Origin of the sequence: Rhodococcus sp. B50, from assembly GCF_013602415.1 — a bacterium.
GTDB lineage: Bacteria > Actinomycetota > Actinomycetes > Mycobacteriales > Mycobacteriaceae > Rhodococcus.
On record NZ_WPAG02000002.1, the window covers coordinates 1,000,374 to 1,017,436 of the forward strand.

Annotated in this window: 18 protein-coding genes; all 18 read right to left on the reverse strand. The window is 63.6% G+C overall.

Annotated elements, in window-relative coordinates:
• On the reverse strand, positions 1 to 1,230 hold the full coding sequence (locus GON09_RS04930) for a cytochrome P450 (RefSeq protein WP_213930848.1): 1,230 nt from the start codon (positions 1,228 to 1,230) through the stop codon (positions 1 to 3).
• A 95-nt stretch (positions 1,231 to 1,325) separates the two neighbouring features.
• Positions 1,326 to 2,519 carry a cytochrome P450 gene (locus tag GON09_RS04935; RefSeq protein ID WP_213930849.1) on the reverse strand — a complete coding sequence of 398 codons (1,194 nt, stop codon included), beginning with the start codon at positions 2,517 to 2,519 and terminating at the stop codon, positions 1,326 to 1,328.
• Between the two features lie 41 nt (positions 2,520 to 2,560).
• A protein-coding gene (locus GON09_RS04940; RefSeq protein ID WP_374195386.1) for an IS3 family transposase occupies positions 2,561 to 3,990 on the reverse strand; the annotation gives its coding sequence in 2 pieces (ribosomal slippage) (positions 2,561 to 3,624 and positions 3,624 to 3,990; 1,431 coding nt in all).
• Between the two features lie 182 nt (positions 3,991 to 4,172).
• Positions 4,173 to 4,406: a ferredoxin gene (locus GON09_RS04945; RefSeq protein ID WP_213930850.1), complete on the reverse strand. Its 234-nt coding sequence runs from the start codon at positions 4,404 to 4,406 to the stop codon at positions 4,173 to 4,175.
• 5 nt (positions 4,407 to 4,411) lie between these two features.
• Positions 4,412 to 5,293: an SDR family NAD(P)-dependent oxidoreductase gene (locus GON09_RS04950; RefSeq protein ID WP_213930851.1), complete on the reverse strand. Its 882-nt coding sequence runs from the start codon at positions 5,291 to 5,293 to the stop codon at positions 4,412 to 4,414.
• 105 nt (positions 5,294 to 5,398) lie between these two features.
• On the reverse strand, positions 5,399 to 5,545 hold the full coding sequence (locus GON09_RS04955; RefSeq protein ID WP_213930852.1) for a DUF1059 domain-containing protein: 147 nt from the start codon (positions 5,543 to 5,545) through the stop codon (positions 5,399 to 5,401).
• Positions 5,546 to 5,657: 112 nt separating this feature from the next.
• Complete coding sequence (locus GON09_RS04960) at positions 5,658 to 7,469, reverse strand: N-acyl-D-amino-acid deacylase family protein (RefSeq protein WP_213930853.1); 1,812 nt, start codon at positions 7,467 to 7,469, stop codon at positions 5,658 to 5,660.
• Between the two features lie 31 nt (positions 7,470 to 7,500).
• Complete coding sequence (locus GON09_RS04965; RefSeq protein ID WP_213930854.1) at positions 7,501 to 8,850, reverse strand: MFS transporter; 1,350 nt, start codon at positions 8,848 to 8,850, stop codon at positions 7,501 to 7,503.
• A 321-nt stretch (positions 8,851 to 9,171) separates the two neighbouring features.
• Positions 9,172 to 10,362: an aromatic ring-hydroxylating oxygenase subunit alpha gene (locus tag GON09_RS04970; protein ID WP_213930855.1), complete on the reverse strand. Its 1,191-nt coding sequence runs from the start codon at positions 10,360 to 10,362 to the stop codon at positions 9,172 to 9,174.
• Positions 10,363 to 10,407: 45 nt separating this feature from the next.
• A complete protein-coding gene (locus GON09_RS04975) occupies positions 10,408 to 11,823 on the reverse strand; it encodes an aldehyde dehydrogenase family protein (RefSeq protein WP_213930856.1) in 1,416 nt (471 codons plus the stop codon).
• A 91-nt stretch (positions 11,824 to 11,914) separates the two neighbouring features.
• A complete protein-coding gene (locus GON09_RS04980; protein ID WP_213930857.1) occupies positions 11,915 to 12,577 on the reverse strand; it encodes a TetR/AcrR family transcriptional regulator in 663 nt (220 codons plus the stop codon).
• On the reverse strand, positions 12,577 to 13,113 hold the full coding sequence (locus GON09_RS04985; RefSeq protein ID WP_213930858.1) for a flavin reductase family protein: 537 nt from the start codon (positions 13,111 to 13,113) through the stop codon (positions 12,577 to 12,579). The genes GON09_RS04980 and GON09_RS04985 overlap by 1 nt, the downstream gene beginning before the upstream one ends.
• 11 nt (positions 13,114 to 13,124) lie before the next feature.
• On the reverse strand, positions 13,125 to 13,439 hold the full coding sequence (locus GON09_RS04990; protein WP_213930859.1) for a hypothetical protein: 315 nt from the start codon (positions 13,437 to 13,439) through the stop codon (positions 13,125 to 13,127).
• 31 nt (positions 13,440 to 13,470) lie between these two features.
• Positions 13,471 to 13,875 carry a hypothetical protein gene (locus tag GON09_RS04995; protein ID WP_244865385.1) on the reverse strand — a complete coding sequence of 135 codons (405 nt, stop codon included), beginning with the start codon at positions 13,873 to 13,875 and terminating at the stop codon, positions 13,471 to 13,473.
• Positions 13,876 to 13,967: 92 nt separating this feature from the next.
• Positions 13,968 to 14,462, reverse strand: a complete 495-nt coding sequence (locus GON09_RS05000) for a lipocalin-like domain-containing protein (protein ID WP_213930860.1) — start codon at positions 14,460 to 14,462, stop codon at positions 13,968 to 13,970.
• Positions 14,463 to 14,481: 19 nt separating this feature from the next.
• A complete protein-coding gene (locus GON09_RS05005) occupies positions 14,482 to 15,657 on the reverse strand; it encodes a thiolase C-terminal domain-containing protein (RefSeq protein WP_213930861.1) in 1,176 nt (391 codons plus the stop codon).
• Positions 15,654 to 16,136, reverse strand: a complete 483-nt coding sequence (locus GON09_RS05010; RefSeq protein ID WP_213930862.1) for a Zn-ribbon domain-containing OB-fold protein — start codon at positions 16,134 to 16,136, stop codon at positions 15,654 to 15,656. The genes GON09_RS05005 and GON09_RS05010 overlap by 4 nt, the downstream gene beginning before the upstream one ends.
• A 75-nt stretch (positions 16,137 to 16,211) precedes the next feature.
• Positions 16,212 to 17,024: a mycofactocin-coupled SDR family oxidoreductase gene (locus GON09_RS05015; protein WP_213930863.1), complete on the reverse strand. Its 813-nt coding sequence runs from the start codon at positions 17,022 to 17,024 to the stop codon at positions 16,212 to 16,214.
• Positions 17,025 to 17,063 lie beyond the last annotated feature (39 nt).

Below are 17,063 nucleotides of genomic sequence, written 5' to 3' on the forward strand. Positions count from 1 at the left end.
TCACTGTTCCGGGGTGAACTCGAGCGGCAGTCGTACACAACCCCGAACCGATGTGCCGTGCATCAACGGCGGATCATTTTCGATCAAAGTGTAATCGGGGATCCTTCGGTGAATCTCCTCCATCGCCAGCGTCAGTTCGAGTCGTGCCAGGTGCGACCCGAGACAGCGGTGCGGACCCGCGCCGAACGACAGGTGCCTGTTCGAGCCACGCTCGATCAGGAAAGTATCCGGATCGTCGAACTCGGTGTCGTCGCGGTTGGCCGAACAGAGCAGCAAGAGCAGTTGGTCTCCGGCCTTGATGTTCACGCCACCGATCTCGACGTCGCGCGTGGCTCGACGACCCATGCTCACTGCGGCCTCGATTCGAAGGACTTCCTCCACTGCGTGCGGCACCAGGCTGCTGTCGCCGATCAGAGCATTGCGTTGCGTCGGATTGTTCGCCAGGTGGACCATGGCCCAACCGAGTGATCCTTGCACCGTGTGCAGTCCCGCAATGAGCAGCAGGAAGAACATGCGACGCAGTTCCTCGTCCGTCAGATGTCGTTCGACGCCATCCATGCGGATCGGTGTGTTGATGATCTGCGCGGTGACACTGCCGGGGTCTTCCTGCCCCGACCGCACCCGTTCGACGAACGCACCGAAGTACTCGAACACATTCGTGGCCGCTTCTGCACGAGCGCGTGCTGATTCTTCTTCGTCGGCACCTGGGATCCCTTGGAGCGCAATGTCCGTCCATTCGGTGAACCGCTCGGCATCGTCGAGAGGCCAGCCCATCAAGGTCAGGAAGACGCGGGTCGGCAGCGCATGGGCGAACTCGGCGACGAATTCGCATCGGCCGGAGGACGCGAATCCGTCGATCAGTTCGTTGATGATCTCCCGGATCTTCGGTTCGAGCTCCTTCATCCGTGCCGGACTGAACAGCGGTTGCAGTGCCTGCCGATACTGTGTGTGCTCGGGTGGATCGATCTCGACGGGAATGAATTTGCCCTGACCGGCGTCGACGAGATTGTTCGGATAGCTCGAGAACGTCTCGGCGTCGCGGAGAATACGGAAGATGTCTGCGTAGCGCGTAACGATCCAGTGTCCACCGTAATGAGGCGAATAAAGGATCGGACCGCGGGCGCGGAGTTCGGCGGCCCGCTCCTGGAAGACGTCGACAGGTGAAGCGAGCGCGGGGTCGTAGACGTCGAAGTCGACCACCAAATCGGCTGCAATGTCATCAATAGTCAAGGCATAACACCCTTCGAAAGCGGCGCGACGCGCCGATCGTCCACAGGACTCGGAGCGATCGACGCGCCGGTCGGATGGCACGGAAGTTCCGAGGATCAGGTCGTCGGGGTGAACTTGATCGGAAGCCGCAGACACCCGCGGACCTGGGTGGCGTGCAGGATCGGCGGATCGGATTCGATCAATTCGTAGTCGGGGATTCTCCGGTGCAGTTCTTCGAGAGCGATCGACAGCTCGAGACGCGCCAGATGCGAACCCAGGCATCGATGCGGTCCCGCACCGAACGACAAGTGACGATTCGGGGTTCGTTCGAGATCCAGCGAGTTCGGGTCATCGAACTCGTCGGGATCGCGGTTGGCCGAGCACAGCATCGCGATGAGCTGGTCACCCTCCTTGACACGAACTCCCCCGAGTTCGACATCGCGTGTCGCGCGCCTACCCATGATGACCGCAGCTTCGATCCGAAGAATCTCCTCGACCGCGGAGGGTATCAGTCCGTCGTCGGCGATCAACGCTGCGCGCTGGTCGGGTCGGTTGACCAGATGAATGATCGCCCACGCCAAGGATCCCTGCACCGTGTGCAGTCCAGCGATGAGGAGGAGGAAGAACATGCGGGTGAGTTCTTCGTCCGTGAGCAGGCGCTTGCCCTCGGCGAGTTCGATCTCGGTGTGAATGAGAGTCGACGTCACGTCGTCGCCCGGGTCGGCGCGACGTTCGTCGACGATCTTCTGGAAGTAGCCGAACATTTGTTGTGCGGCTTCGGCGCGTGCCTGCGCGGACTCTTCCTCGCTCGCTCCGGGCTTACCCATCAGAGCAATGTCGGTAGCCTCGGTGAACATGGGCGCGTCCTCGAGCGGCCAGTCCATCAGGGCCAGGAACACGCGCGTGGGAAGCTCGTGCGCGAACGCCGAGATGAATTCGGCTTCACCGTCACCTGCGAAATCGTCGATGAGGTCGTTGACGACCGCGCGGATCTGCTCGGTGAGTGCCTTCATCCGATTCGGGGAGAACAGTGGTTGCAGAGCCACTCGGTACGCGGTGTGCTCCGGTGGGTCCAGTTCGAGCGGCAAGAACTTACCGTCACCCGCATTGACGAGGTTGTTCGGATAGCTCGAGAAGATGTCCGGGTTGCGGAGAACCTCGTGTACTTCCTTGTAGCGGGTGACGATCCAGTGACCACCGTGCGCGGTCGAGTACACGACAGGACCTTTGGCCGCCAGTTCGGCGACTTTCTCCTGAACGGTGTCCACCGGATGTGCAAGTGTCGGATCGTAGATGTCGAAGTCGACCACGGGAGCCCGGAATTTTTCAAGGCGATTGAGTCCACCGGGTGTTAAGCGGCGACTTCCTCGGTGTCCGGTTCGGTCGCCGGGTCTTGGACGGGTTTGTTGATCCAGGCGTCGGCGGGTAGGGCCAGGATCGTTGGGTATGGGTCCGTCGTACCGAAGCGCGCGGGGTGGGTGCGGCGGGCGTCGGCGAGCACTCGAGCACGCTCAGTCGCCTTGGGTGCCGCGAGACCGAAGTGCACATCGGCCGGGGTGTGCAATCCGATTCCGGTATGACGGTGATCGTGGTTGTACCACGCGACGAACGAGTCCATGAACTCCCGGGCGTGGTGCACCGAACTGAACCGCTCCGGGAAACCCGGTCCGTATTTCAATGTCTTGAACAATGATTCGGAGTATGGATTGTCATTGGACACCCTCGGCCGCGAGTGCGACCGGACCACATCGAGGTCCGCGAGCAAGGTCGCGACCGACTTGCTCGTCATCGATGTGCCTCGATCCGCGTGCACCACCTCGGGGATCCCGTGGGTGGCGAAGATATCGGTCATGAACTCGACGGCCAGCAGCCCGGATTCATGGGTCTGCACGTGCGCTCCGACGATGTATCGGGAGTAGATGTCGACCATCACATACGCGTCGTAATACACACCCTTGGTTGGGCCGGGCAGTTTCGTGATGTCCCACGAGTACACCTGCCGCGGGGCTCGCGCCACCAATTCCGGACACGCCCGAGCCGGATGTCGCGCCTGCCGACGCCGGTCGCTGACCTGCCGGTTCTCCCGCAGAATCCGGTACATCGTCGCCACCGAACACAGATAGATGCCCTCGTCGAGCAGGGTGGCGTACACCTCGAGCGGCGCCCGGTCGACGAACCGATCCGAGCACAGCACCTCCACGACCCGGCGGCGCTCGAGCGCGGACAGCTTGTTCGCCGGCGCACGCATGACCGCTGAGACGGATGGGACGGAAGCGGCCGGGCGTTCCCGGGTGCGGATCGCTGTCGAGCGGGCCACAGCGGTCAATGTTGTTGCGGCACGGGTGGTCACACCGGCTGCGGTGAGGGCGTGGTGGGCGGCTGTCAGTGCTTCTTCCGCGTCTCGTCGGCGTCCGCGCTCTCGGAGAGTTGTTCCAAGAGCGCGTGCGCTTTTCCCATGATGGACAGTGCGGTCTCGGTAGTGGCCAGCTTCTTGTTCGCCCGTTCCAGTTCCCGCTTGAGGCGGGCGATCTCCGCCTGTTCGGGGGTCAGTTTGCCGATCTTCGCGCCCGGCTTCTTGCCCGTGAGGACGCCGGCGTCGCGTTGGCGGCGCCATTCGACGATCAGCGACGAGTACAAGCCTTCGCGACGCAGGTACGCCCCACCCTCGTTGGTCTCGCAGGCCTGCTCGTAGGCGTCGAGGTGCGCGAGCTTGTCCGCCGGAGTGAACGTCCGCCGTGGTTGCGGACCGCCGGCCCTGGGATGGTTCGCCTCGTCCTCCATACGGTCATTGTCCAGGACTGTGATCGAGTTGGTCATGATCGCGGTTGGTCCTTCTCTCGCCCTCTATCGTGGGTTGGCTTGCAATGACCCGATGGACTCAACTCACCCTGACATAGAGGGGCCGACCGGTCGTCTGTCACAGTCATATCGTCCCCTTGTTGGCAGGTGTGTCCCGAAGAGATTCAGAGGAGTTCGAGAGTCAGCGCTCGTTCGGGGCACACTGCGACGGCCCCTTCGGCAGCTGCGACGTGCTCGGCGAGCTCGAGTGTGTCCTGGAGCAGCACCGGGTACCCGGAATCGTCACAGTCGACGACCTCCGGAGAACGGCCGTAACACAGTCCGTGTCCTGCGCAGACCGACCGATCCACGACGAGGCGGTTCGTACCGTGCTGTGTTCTTGTGTGGTGGTCAGTCATTATCGTCAGTCTTCGCCGGTGACCATCGGCGGAGGGTTGTTCCCGTCTTCCGGGAACATCATCGCCACTCGGGACAGCGTGCCACCGTCGGTTGTCGGCAGCGTGACACCTGAGATGTACGCCGACTCGTCGGAGACCAGGAACAGCGCTGCCCGGGCATTGTCCTTCAGTGACGGTGGGCGATTGAGCTTGAGCGGAATGGGTGAGATGGTCGAATCCCAGGGACCGGCCACTTCCTCGTACGACCGGCCCACTACGGGTGAGCCCGCCGGCGCCAGGAAGTTCGGCGACATGCCGTGGGTGGGGGCAATCGCGTTGACGCGGATTCCGTACTTGCCGAGGTCCAGGCTCAGGCCCCGAACCATGCCGTTCACGCCTGCCTTCGTTGCGGAGTAGGCGGCGATACTGTGGTATGCCACGAACGACGCTGCCGACGACGTCGCAAGGATGACACCGCCCCCGTTGGCCCGCAGGTGCGGCACCGCAGCCTTGGCGGTGTAGAACACACCCGAGAGGTTCACGCCGATGACGTCCTGCCAGTCCGCATCCGTCAGATCCTGAAACTCCACCTGTTCGCCGCCGGCGACGGACGGTACGCCTCCGCGGGAGACGATGCCTGCGTTGGCCCACGCGATGTCGAGTTTGCCGAACGCTGCGACGGTGGCGGCGGCAGCATCGATCACCTGCTGCTCGATTCGCACATCGGCGGTAATGGGGATCGCTGAGCCGCCCTGTTGTTCGACCAACTCGACCGTGCCTTTGGCGCGTTCCGGATCGATGTCGACCACGGCGATCTTTGCTCCCTCGGCGGCGAACAGTTGCGATGCTTCGCGTCCGAGTCCGGATCCGGCGCCGGTGATCAGCGCGACTTTACCTTGGAGTTTCATGTGGTCTCCTGCTTCGGACATGCGTCGGGGAGGTGGACGTTGCTGTCGGGCAGCGCTTTTCTTCGGGGCGCTGTCGATCAGTGGTTTATTGCGCGTACGACCGCGTCAGTACGCGATGAAGCGGATCTCGTCGCGCGAGTACTTCATGCCTGGATGCGACTCGCTCAGGTGCACCTGGGTCTTGACCACCAGGTCGTCTTCGTCGCTGCCGGTGATTGCTGTGCCACACGGGAAGGTCAGTCTCGTTCTCATGCCGGTCAGCCTTTCTACGCCTTCCGTGCGTGCACATTTCGTGTCGGTGGTGAGGGAGTTCGATCACTGAACGAAGTGGCCGACGTCACACACGCTAACTAATGGACGTAGGTTACACAACCTCTGCAAGAGAGGGATGCGTTTTCTGTTTTCGATAGAGCCGCCCCGGCCGTGCACCGGTGTCCTGGCCGTCTCGTCTCGTAACGACTCCCGCGACGACAGTCGCTACGTAGCCTCGGGCTTCCTGGATGAACCGTTCGGCTCCCGAGGGCAGGTCCGCGACAAGCCGTGGGAGCGTCAGCGCCAGCTTCTCGATGTCGATGACATTGAGATCCGCGCGTTTGCCCACGGTGAGCGTTCCCCGGTCGTCGAAGCCGTACAGATCGGCGGGGTCTTTCGTCAGCTTCCGCACGAGACTCTCGATGGCGAACCGCGGCCCACGGCGCCGGCGGCCCCAGTGTGTCAGGAGGAAGGTCGGGAAACTCGCGTCGCAGATGAAGGCGACGTGCGCACCTCCGTCTCCCAGTCCCATCACATACTGGGGGTCGCCGAGGAACTCCCCGATCCGGTTCAGGTTGCCGTGGAGGAAGCCGGTGGCGAACCAGATCAGGATTGCGCGGCCGTCGTCGGCGATCAACAGGTCGTAGAGAACGTCGAGGGGCTCGCGCCCTTCGATCTCGCCGCGTCCGGCCATCGATGTACTCGGGTCCGGTTCGTAGTCGAGATCGGCGAGACTGTAGATGTCGGCGACATTGCGTTGCAGGGTCGAGTGGGTGTGCTTGCGTGGATCGCCGGATTCCACCGGCACATCGTCTTCTGCCAGGATGCGAGCCTTGACCGCCGGTCGAGCCATGCGGCGCGCACGCTCGGCCAACGGCAGGTGTGCGATCTCCAAGTAACCGGGGCGTCCCATGAACGGGTGATATGTCGCCAAGGAAATCAATCCGCCGATCGCCCGCGGAGCGATCTGCGGATGGATGCGTTCGCCCGAACGCCCGGCCTCGGCGATGAGTGCGCGCGCTGCGGCGAACTCCGCGGAGCCGAGTGTCAGATTCTCGGCGAAGGTGAAGGTCACCGGCTGTCCGGTGTCGCGGTGCAATCGCCGCATCATCTCGATCTCCGAGGTCAGCGTGTTCGCGTCACGCTTGCTCAACCCGGCGCGGTATTGCTCACCCGGTTGTCCCTCGACGCCACCTGCGACACCGGACGGCACCATCTGGAACACTCCCCCGCCGGCATCGCGCATCGCGCGAGCCATTGCGAGCAATTCCTCCTCCGGTGCTCGTGTACCGGGTAGCGTTTCACCGCCCGAACCGCGGTGGGCCGCCACTCGCGACGTTCCGACACCCACCGCTCCTGCCCGGATACCGTCTCCCACGATCCGGGCGATCTCGGCGACTTCTTCGTCGGTGGCCGGCTCGTCGTCCTCGGCGCGACGACCCAGCACGTACGCCCGTACCGCGCTGTGCGGCACCTGCGTGGCGACATCGACGGCGAACTCACGTTCGGCGAGGATGCCCAGGTACTCCGGGAACGTCTCCCACCCCCATGTGATGCCGTCGTGGAGAGCCGAGCCGGGAATGTCCTCCACCCCTTCGGTCAGGGCGACGAGCCAATCCTCTGCGCCCACCCGCACGGGGGCGAAGCCGATTCCGCAGTTGCCGGTGATCACTGTTGTCACCCCGTGGCCTGACGACGGAAGCAGTTCGGTGTCCCAGGTGAGCTGACCGTCGTAGTGGGTGTGCACATCGATGAAGCCCGGGGTGACCAATTTTCCGGTCGCATCGATCACCTCACGGGCGTCGCCGCTGATGGTCGGTTCGATAGCGACGATCTTGCCGCCGATGATCGCCACATCGCGTGGCTCAGCGGGCGCACCGCTGCCATCGGCGACCATGCCGTTCCTGATCAAAAGCTCGAACATGATGTTCTCCGAATCTTAGGAACGATGGCGCTCAAGCAGGTTCCGCGGCTTCTCGTACCGGTGTGTCCGTTGCGTGCGCCGTGGCCCCTCGCCGAGGGACCAGCGATACCAGTACTGCAGCGGCCAGCCCGGTAAATGCGAAGGCGTAGTAGGCCCAATCGGCTCCGAGAGCCGAGCTCATGATCATGCCTGTGAGGATGGGTCCGCATACGCCACCGAGTCGGCCGAGACCCACCGCCAGTCCGAGGGCCGTGCCACGCGCCGCTGCTGGATAGAAGACTCCGACGAATCCGTAGACGCCCGTCGTGGAGGACGCACAGAAGCCGATCAAGAGAACCAATCCGAACACGAGTGCCTGCGCCGGCTGCAGCGTCAGTGCGCACACTGCAAGCGCGCCTCCGATGAAGCTCAGGGAGATCACCGGACGCGATCCCAGCCGGTCGGCGAGACCGGTGATGACTACCATGCCGAACCCGCTGCCGATGTTGAAGGCGAGCAGGAACGACAAGGCGGACCCGAGATCGTAGCCGGAGGACCTCAGCATTTGAGGGATCCAGGTATTCATACCGTACGAGACGAGCAGGCCGAAGAAGGTGATGAGTGGGAACATGATCGTCGCGATCCTGTATCCGGGAGCGAACAGCAACTTCAGCCCCGACGTAGTGCTCGCACTCTCGGTTTTCGGTGCCCCGAGGGCCATGCCGGATTCGGCACCGGCATCGACCGAGTACCGCTGTGCCAGATCGTCCGCCTCGTCGTGCCGACCTTTACTGACCAGAAAGGCAATCGATTCGGGCAGGCTTCGGTAGGCGATGACGAACAGTACGACACCGAGAAGACCGCCTACTGCGAACATCGATTCCCATCCGAAGGCGGGAATCATGAAGATGGCGGCGACGGCGACCACGCATCCGCCGATGGGAAAGCCGGTTTGGATGACCCCGTTGTAGAACTGTCGCCGGTCGACCTTCACGTACTCCTGGGTGAGGGCGATGAGAGTGGGAAGGGCGCCACCGAAACCGAGACCGGCAAGGAGCCTGAAGAGGCCGAAAGCTTCCAGTGTCGGTGCTACGGCGCACAACCCGGTGAACAGGCTGAAGCTCACGATACAGGCGAGCACGATCGGTCGTCGTCCGACGAGATCGGTGAGGTAGCCGGCCATCATGGCGCCGGCCATCATTCCGAACAGGGACAAGCTGCCGATGAACCCCGCCGAAGCGGTTGTGATGCCCCACTGCTCGATTTCGAGCAATGTCGGAAGCACCGCACCGAACATGATGAGGTCGACACCATCGAGGATGGTGATAGCCAAGCAGGTGAGGACCACGGATCGGGCGCCGGAGGCGGCCTTTTCCTTCCCCTCTGCGGAGATCTGCGACATGGTGGTTCCTTCGGGTCGTGTGGGTCGGGATTCGGTGCCGGCGGAAGTGCGATCGGTGTGACTGCGCGAATGAGCAGTTTGGGCGCACACGAATTCGGACGTGTCCGCGAGTGCGCTTGTCGGGCACGACCTGCGGTAGCCCCCCTGATCACCGCGGCATGTCGTGCAGCACCGGATTGATCTGACGACTATCGATAATTGCGGCAAGTCCGGATATTGCCGCCGTCCCCCAGGATTTCTCTGCGATCTGCGTTCTGGACGTGACGACAACCGAGCCGACGGATGATCGACAGCGCCGATCATCCGTCGGGCTCGGCAATCTCAGCCCCACCTGCGTGGGTCCTCGAGCGCCCGGGCCATCCATCGGTGAAAATGCTGATTGGCAATTTCGTTGCGTCCGAACAACAGTGGTCCGGCATCGGTATTCGATACGGCTTTCTGCAGGCCGTTGTTGACGACGAGATCTTCGTCCCGAAGCACGGCCATCAGAATTTTCCAATTCTTGTCCCACCGCGTCTTCTGCTCGTCGGTCACCGCAGGCTCCCGTGTAAGCAGACGCATCTGCATCCGGGTCCCGACGGCCGTGCCGGGGGCAGGAACGAAGTTGAGTACCTCCAGATGATCCGGTTGCCGCAGCACCGACATGTTGGGCATCAAGAAGTGCGCCACGGTGATGTGCCGATCGATCACCGCGTCCCCCGGCGCAGCACCCCGAACAGAGTCGATGCTCTTGCGGGCCGTGATCATTCGCCCGTGCCTGCCCATAGGCTGCCAGAACTGCGCATTGTTGTAGAAGTACGGGGCCACGGTGCCGGCATGGGTGGATGTGATGTGGTAGCCGTCCCAGAAGGCGTCGGCCAGTACCTTCCAGTTGATGTCCACGTCGAAGTTCTCGGCGATGTGACAGTGATATCTGTCCATCTCCATCGCGGCGAGGGACTCGTCGAATTCCCGGCCGAGCCACTCCGCGATATCGATCTTGCGGTCCTGGGCGGCGGAGTCGATCACCCAGACGAAACCGTGCCGTTCCTCGACGGGTATCTCCAACAGACTCATGCAGGCGCGGTCGACCGTCCCGAACGTGGGCTCGTCCGCGATCGACCGCAGACTTCCGTCGCTGCCGTATGCCCACCCGTGGTAGCGGCACGAGAAGACGCGCTTCGTTCCTTTTTCCTCGGGAACGAGTTGGGCTCCGCGGTGCCGACAGGTGTTCACGAAGCCGCGAACTTCACCGTCCGATTGCCGGACGAGAACAACCTCGTTGTTCGGCAATCGAACCGTCAGGAAGTCGTTCTTGCCCGGTAGCTCGGTGCTGTGCGCCGCGATGATCGGAACGTTGCCGAACAATTCGGTGCGCTCGCGGGCTGCGAGCTCCGGATCGGTGTAGATGCGGGGGTCGACCTCGAGAATGTCCGGTGCCAGATCCGTTGTGCCGTTGTCGAGGTGATCGAACATCGCCCGGGCGAACTCCGTCTTCGTCGCCTCGTCGTAGGGCAGATCGGTGTAGACCATCGTGCTCACTCCTTCGCGAGACCGCAGGGGCCCGCAAGAACGTTGCTAAAGCTGCAGACTCTTGATTTCCACGAATTCCTCGAGGCCGAAGGCCCCGCCCTCGCGCCCGTGGCCGGACTGCTTGAATCCCCCGAATGGCGCAGCGCCATTGAACTTTCCGCCGTTGACCTCGATCTGGGTGGCACGCAACTTGCGCGCGACCGCCTTCGCGCGTTCGGGGTCGCCGGACCACACAGCACCGGCGATACCGAAGATCGTGCCGTTTGCGATCTCGACCGCCTGCTCGAGCGTGTCGTACGCAATGATCGACAGCACCGGACCGAAGATCTCCTCCTGCGCGATCGTGCTGATCGGGTCCACCTCGGAGAACACGGTCGGTTCGACGAAGAACCCGGTACCGGAAGGAGCGTCGACCGATCCGGTGACGAGGCGTGCACCCTCCTTGACGCCGGCACGAATGTAGTCGAGCACCCGCTCGCGCTGTGCTGCAGTCACCATGGGCCCGAGTTTTGTGTCGCTGTCGGTGGGATCCCCAGGGACGTATGCGCGGGCCGCCTGTTCCGCGAGCGCTTCTGCCTGCGCCAAGCGGGAACGCGGAACGAGCAGACGTGTCTGCGCATTGCAGGACTGTCCCCCGTTCATGTAGCAGGCGCGTACCGTGTGCGGAACCGCCTTCGCGAACTCCTCGTCGCTCAGGTCGTCGAGCAGGATCGCGGCGCTCTTGCCTCCCAGCTCGACCGATACCCGCTTGACCGTCCCGGCGGCCAACTCCAGCACACGCTTACCCACCGAGTTCGAGCCGGTGAAGCTGACCATGTCGATGTCCGGGTGAGTAGCGATGGCCTCGCCGACGATCGGGCCGTAGCCGTGTACCAAGTTGAAAACCCCGGCCGGGATACCGACTGCGTCGACTGCTTCGGCCAGCGCGTGCGCCGTGAACGGAGCGACCTCACTGGCTTTGACGACCACCGTGCACCCGGTTACCAGCGCAGCTCCGATCTTGGCGGTGATCTGGTGTAGCGGGTAGTTCCAGGGCGTGATGCACCCGACGACTCCGACCGGCTCTCGCACAATCACAGAGTTGCGCAGTGGTTCTTCCCACGCGAAGTCCTTCGCTGCGGTCACCGCCTCCCGTAGATCGACGATGCCCAGTCCGACCTGGGCCCATCGAGCGACCCGGCGTGGAGTGCCCACCTCGGCAACGACGATGTCGGTGATCTCGTCCTGTCGGCGTTCCAGCTCGTCGGCCAGTCGCGACACGAACTCGGCCCGGACACTCGGGGCGGTCTGCGACCAGCCCTCCAGTGCCCGTCGTGCGGCAGCCACTGCCACATCGACATCGGCGGCAGCGCCGGCGGGGACGTCCCCGATGCGCTCTTCGGTGGTCGGGTTGACGACGTCGATACGTTCCGTGCCTGCGGACGTGGTCCACGTGCCGTCCACATACAAATCCTGCTTCACGATTGCTTGCTCCATATCATCGGATGGGGGGATCACCGGTGCATCGAGTTGCTCGAGCACCGTCAAGAGTTGGGATGCAACGACCGGAGTCTCATGGTCCGACCGGATCGAGTCGACTGTCGTTGCTGACCGGTGCGGGAGCCGACCCCATGACCCCGCCGAGGAATCCGCGGATCGTGACCACGAAAAGGTCACGCGAGGACCATTGGTTGGCTTCGAGCGCCCGGGCGAGCGTCGGGTGTCTGTGTTCGTCGACGTTCGGGAAGACCTCCGTGCTGTCGACAGGTCCGCGCCTGAGATCACTCAGAGTGGTTGCAAGGGCGAGCTTCTCGAGTCCGTCGAGTATGACCACATGAAGATGTGGCGGCACGCCCCCGTCCTCGAGGATTCGGGCACACATTTCGTACGTTCTCGTCAAGATGTCCCGTGGAAGAAACTGGACCAGCACCAGAGCGGCGTTGGGATGGCGCAGGATCGCGTCGCGGTAGTTGAGGCTGAGTTCGACGAACCACTCCACCCAGTCCGTACCCGGCGCATACTCGGGAACCGTCGCCCCGGTCATGAGCTCCTTCGCCACCTCGGTCATGAGTTCCCGGCGATCGGCGAAATGGTGATACAGCGAGGAAGTCTGGACGTTCAACTGTTTGGCCACTCGGGGCATGCTGAACGCATCCATGCCTTCGGTATCGATGATCTCGATGGATGCCGCGACCGTCGAACTGCGGCTGAGCAAAGGCTTTGCAGGTCTTCCCATCACTTCCTACCTTCGACCGATTCGAGACCCAACTCCACAACCCCGCTGTACCGGCCCCGATGAAAAACCAAAGGGTCCGTCCTGGGACCGGACCCGAAGTCGAGCAGGTCGGCAACAGCGATGAAGTGATCGCCACCGTCGTGTTCTGCAGCAAGCGCTACCTCGAACCAGGCCGCGACACCTTCGAGGATCGGCGCACCGCGCTCGGCCGGTCGCCACCGTACGCCCTCGAACTTCGGCCCCCCTGATGTGGCAAAGCCGTCACTGAGGGCGCGTTGACGCGACGAGAGCACGTTGACACAGAACGTCTCGGCGGTACGAATCATCGGCCAACTCGTCGAATGTCGGCTCGGGCACAGCAGGATCTGGGGTGGATCCAGGGAGAGCGCCGAAAACGACTGGCATGTGAAACCGACAGGCTCATCGTCCACGACCGCAGCGACCACTGTCACACCGGAACAGAAATGTCCCAGGACGTCGCGCAGGTCCCGGCTGTCCATGACTCGGCCGGTGGGGGCCTCCGAACGTGTCGACACGTCTCGTCCTCTCATCCACTCGGTGCGATGTGCACCCTGATCTCTCCGGCGGCGCTGAGCCATCCGCGACTCCGCGCGTATGCGACCATCGAATCGAAACCTGCCGACCACGACTCGTCGAAGGCGTGGTCCCCCGCCAGAGCGCGAAGCGTGCTCGGCTCGATCAGCACGTGCTGTGTGCCGGATGGCCTACCGAGGCCGGCAAGCGTGTGGGCCGAGAGCTCGTCCCTGGGATCGGCCGATTCGATCCGCAGAGAGGCGAACTCTCCCGCGTCCTCGAGCCGGATCTGCAGCTCGCCGAATCTTCGGTCGACAACGATGCGCACAAACTTCTCCGCTCTGAAGGGTGGGTAGGACTCACCCGGCACGGCGCCGGATCGGTACGTCCGATCTCGCACTGTGTGTGGCGAGGATGGTTCGTACCTCATCTCCGAGGAGCTGCACACACGTATCGCGCGCATCCCCCTCTGCAACGGCGGGGACCACTGTGACGCCATCGGCTACACCTGCCGCGTAGATGTCGAGGATCAGACCTGCCAGTCCACGTGGCGTCCCGATGTAGAGGACGGTGTCGCCTGTAGTCGTGTCGATCGCTGCCGGCTGCCACCTGGCTTCGGTGCGGGCGGTGTGTGCTTCGGGAGCGATGTGGGCGATGACGTCGAGTAGCACGGCGACCCGATCATCGCTGTCGTCGAACTGTGCACGAATGCGTGCGCTTTGCTTCTGCGCCTGGCGAAGGTCCGGTGCGGTGATTCGGACCATGTGTACGGTATGCGAGCGCGGTATCAGAAGGGTGCTGTCGACCGGTGCGGCCGGGGTCGACAGGTCCATGGCGACAGTGACGCCTTTCCCGTTCACGATACGGGCCGTCTCTTGCGTGGGGTGCTCCGGCGCCAGACCAGGGCCGGGGACAAGGTGGTGGTGCGGAACACGAGCGGATCGGACGAGAGGATCAGCCGGTCACCGTCGAATCGGACGTGTCGTTTCTGGTTCTCTCCGAGCCAGTTCGGGTACAGCGAGACCGCCATCTCGTGCCAGACGGCGGAGTTGTCTTCGTCGACGTGGTAGGGCCCGGAGTAGGCGAGGTATCCCCCGGCGGCCTCGGCTCGTTCGTTCGTCTCACCGCTGTGCACGTTGCGCGAGCGGTACGCAGCTCGGCCGGGGCGCATGATTTGTGCCGACATGTACCCGTCTGCCGAGTAGATGATCAACCCGCGGGCCTCGGGGCCCAGGGGGTAGTCGACGTTGCCGTTGTCGGAGGTTGTCGAATACTCGACGAGTTCCCAGGTCCCGACGATACGGTCGGCGATGGAAGCATCGTCGATATCGGTGTCGGTGTCGGTGTTCATATCCGGCGTCCCTTTCAGTTCACAACACGCCGCGCGTGCAGAGGAGGACCGAGCTCGAGATAGCGGCCATGGGTCCGCCGATGAAGAGCGAGACCTGCGCATCAGGAACCTGATTGGTCGAGGTTCCCCGCACCTGGCGCACAGCTTCGACGGCCAGCCCCATCCCGTTGACGAACGAGTCGGCAAGGTTTCCTCCGCTGGTGTTGACCGGGAGCAGTCCATGCGGGGCGGTGAGGTTTTCGACCGTCATGACCTTGCCGGCGTCGGCCCCGGGTGGGCACAGACCGTGATCGATGAGTGCGGCCACTCCCGAGCCACTGAAGTTCTCGTACACCTGGACGACGTCGACCTGATCGGGACCCAGGTCGGCAGCGGCCCACAACGCGTCGGCGACGCCGGCGGCACCGGAGAATCCGGCCGAGGTGTAGTCGAGGTCGTTCTCGACGTCGACGGCGTATCCGCCCACTGCGCCTTGACTGCCCGCCAGCACGTATGCCGGATCCGGACGCAGTGTCTCGGCGCGGTCGGCGGCGACCAGAATCAGTGCCACAGCTCCGTCGTTCTCACGTGAGCAGTCGTACAGCCGGTACGGCTCGACGATCTTGCGTGAAGCCTGATAGCTCTGCTCGTCGAGCGGGCGACCGGACGCTGCAGCGTCCGGATTCTGCTGTGCGTGGAAGTAGTCGGCAAGAACGAGTGATCTCATCGCGGATTCCGGAACGCCGTCGTGCTCGAGCATCCGTTGGGTCCGTAGCGCACACGCCTGGGCCGGAGATCCGACCCCGTGCGGAAGCATGTGGCCGTCGAAGTGATGCTTGGCGTAGCCGAGTCGACCGGAATCCTGCTGTGCCATGGCGCGATAGACGACCACGCATTGCGCTTGTCCCGATGCGATCGCGACTGCTGCGTTGGTGATCGCCGCGGCGGCGCCGCCTCCCCCACCACCCCAGATCATGGTGGACCACCGGATCCGGTGGGACATGAGGGAGGCGCCGACGACGGTTCCGTCGTTGTCGCCGCCGCCGTAGGAGACGAACCCGTCGATTTCTCGCGGTGACACTCCGGCGTCGGCAGCAGCGTCCACGATCGCCCGCAAGGTCATCTTCAGTTCGCTGTCCGGTGATTCACCGCGCTTGTAGTGGAATTCGCTCACGCCGACGACGGCGGCCCTGCCACGGAGAAAGGCGTCGGTCATTGCTGTTCTCCCGGCTCGGTCTCGGTCGGCATAGTCGTGCGCCGCCAGCGGAGCACCGGCCACGGCGCATCGGTGGGCTGTTGGATGATTCCGGTGACGGCGTCACCGATGGTGATGTCGGTGTCACCGTCTTCGGCCAGCAGACCGAGGACCCGTCGGCTCCCGGCATGGGGGAGTTCGACGAGAACCGTGACATACGGCAAGTCGTCGACGAGGTCCGGAACGAAGGGGTGCCAGGTCCGGGACCAGGAGTACACCCGTCCCACCGGTTCGACGGCGACCCACGCCGGGTCGAACGTCCGGCACTGCCCACACATCCAGCGCGGGCCCCAGATCCACAATCCACATCCGCCGCATCTCTGCAGCCGCAGCTCACCCGCTCGTAGACCTTCCCAGTACGGCAGGTCCAGGCCGTCCGCGTACGGACCGGCCAGGGAGGTGGCCGGGAACTCGCGTGTGACCCCGATACCCGGTGTCATCGGATTGCTCCACTGTCATGGCTCGGCATATCGCTCCTTCGCCTCGCAGGCTGGTCCCGTGGTGGATGCGGTCGGTCAGTGCTTGGTCAGGTAACCCGCGTCGATCGGCAGGTCGATGCCGGTCACGTATTTTGCGCCGTCGGAGACGAGCCAGAGCACGGCATCGGAGATGTCCTGGGGTTCGAGCATCATCACGTCCAGCAGATTGGTGCGGTCGTTGTGCTTCCACTTGCGCACCACGTGTGGCAGGACCTTCGACAGTCCCGTTGCCATCGGTGAATTGACACCGGTCGGGTTGACCGTGTTCACCCGGATGTTGTAGTCGGCGAGTTCGAAGGCAAGCGTGTCCTTGAGACCCTGAAGTCCGTGCTTGGCCGCACCGTAATGCCCCCACGACGGGGACGCGCCGAGCCCGTCGACGGAGGAGGTGATGACTATCGAGCCGCCCCGCCCACCCTCGATCATCACGGGGACGACAGCCTTGCATGCCTTCCACGCGCCGGTGAGGTTGACGTCGAGCATTGTCTGCCACGCGTCGTCCTCGATCTCGATGGTGGACTCGGCGTGGTCGTGGATGCCGGCATTGGCCAGCAGAATGTCGATCCGGCCGAATTGGGATACCGCCAGCTCCGCGACGGCTTTCATGTCCACGCTGCTACGGACATCGGCCTGCATGCCGGCGATCTCGCCACCGGCGTCCTTGACCAGCTGGATGGTCTCCTCGAGGTCCTCCGGTGTTGCGAGCGCGTACTGCACTTCCTTGATCGGTGCGGCGACGTCGCAGATCACGATCTTGGCGCCGGCAGCGGCAAGGGTGAGTGCGTGCGAGCGCCCCTGCCCGCGAGCTCCACCGGTGATGACTGCGACTTTTCCGTCGAGAGACGACATCGATACTCCTGAGTTCTGGAAGTCGGGAAGAGTGTTCTT

Excerpts from the sequence above, each read along its gene's own strand:
- GON09_RS05010 (WP_213930862.1), bottom strand. The coding sequence starts at position 16,136 with ATGACACCGGGTATCGGGGTCACACGCGAGTTCCCGGCCACCTCCCTG.
- GON09_RS04960 (WP_213930853.1), bottom strand. The coding sequence starts at position 7,469 with ATGTTCGAGCTTTTGATCAGGAACGGCATGGTCGCCGATGGCAGCGGT.
- GON09_RS05015 (WP_213930863.1), bottom strand. The coding sequence starts at position 17,024 with ATGTCGTCTCTCGACGGAAAAGTCGCAGTCATCACCGGTGGAGCTCGC.
- GON09_RS04965 (WP_213930854.1), bottom strand. The coding sequence starts at position 8,850 with ATGTCGCAGATCTCCGCAGAGGGGAAGGAAAAGGCCGCCTCCGGCGCC.
- GON09_RS04955 (WP_213930852.1), bottom strand. The coding sequence starts at position 5,545 with ATGAGAACGAGACTGACCTTCCCGTGTGGCACAGCAATCACCGGCAGC.
- GON09_RS04995 (WP_244865385.1), bottom strand. The coding sequence starts at position 13,875 with ATGGTCCGAATCACCGCACCGGACCTTCGCCAGGCGCAGAAGCAAAGC.
- GON09_RS04950 (WP_213930851.1), bottom strand. The coding sequence starts at position 5,293 with ATGAAACTCCAAGGTAAAGTCGCGCTGATCACCGGCGCCGGATCCGGA.
- GON09_RS04980 (WP_213930857.1), bottom strand. The coding sequence starts at position 12,577 with ATGGGAAGACCTGCAAAGCCTTTGCTCAGCCGCAGTTCGACGGTCGCG.
- GON09_RS05000 (WP_213930860.1), bottom strand. The coding sequence starts at position 14,462 with ATGAACACCGACACCGACACCGATATCGACGATGCTTCCATCGCCGAC.
- GON09_RS04970 (WP_213930855.1), bottom strand. The coding sequence starts at position 10,362 with ATGGTCTACACCGATCTGCCCTACGACGAGGCGACGAAGACGGAGTTC.
- GON09_RS05005 (WP_213930861.1), bottom strand. The coding sequence starts at position 15,657 with ATGACCGACGCCTTTCTCCGTGGCAGGGCCGCCGTCGTCGGCGTGAGC.
- GON09_RS04945 (WP_213930850.1), bottom strand. The coding sequence starts at position 4,406 with ATGACTGACCACCACACAAGAACACAGCACGGTACGAACCGCCTCGTC.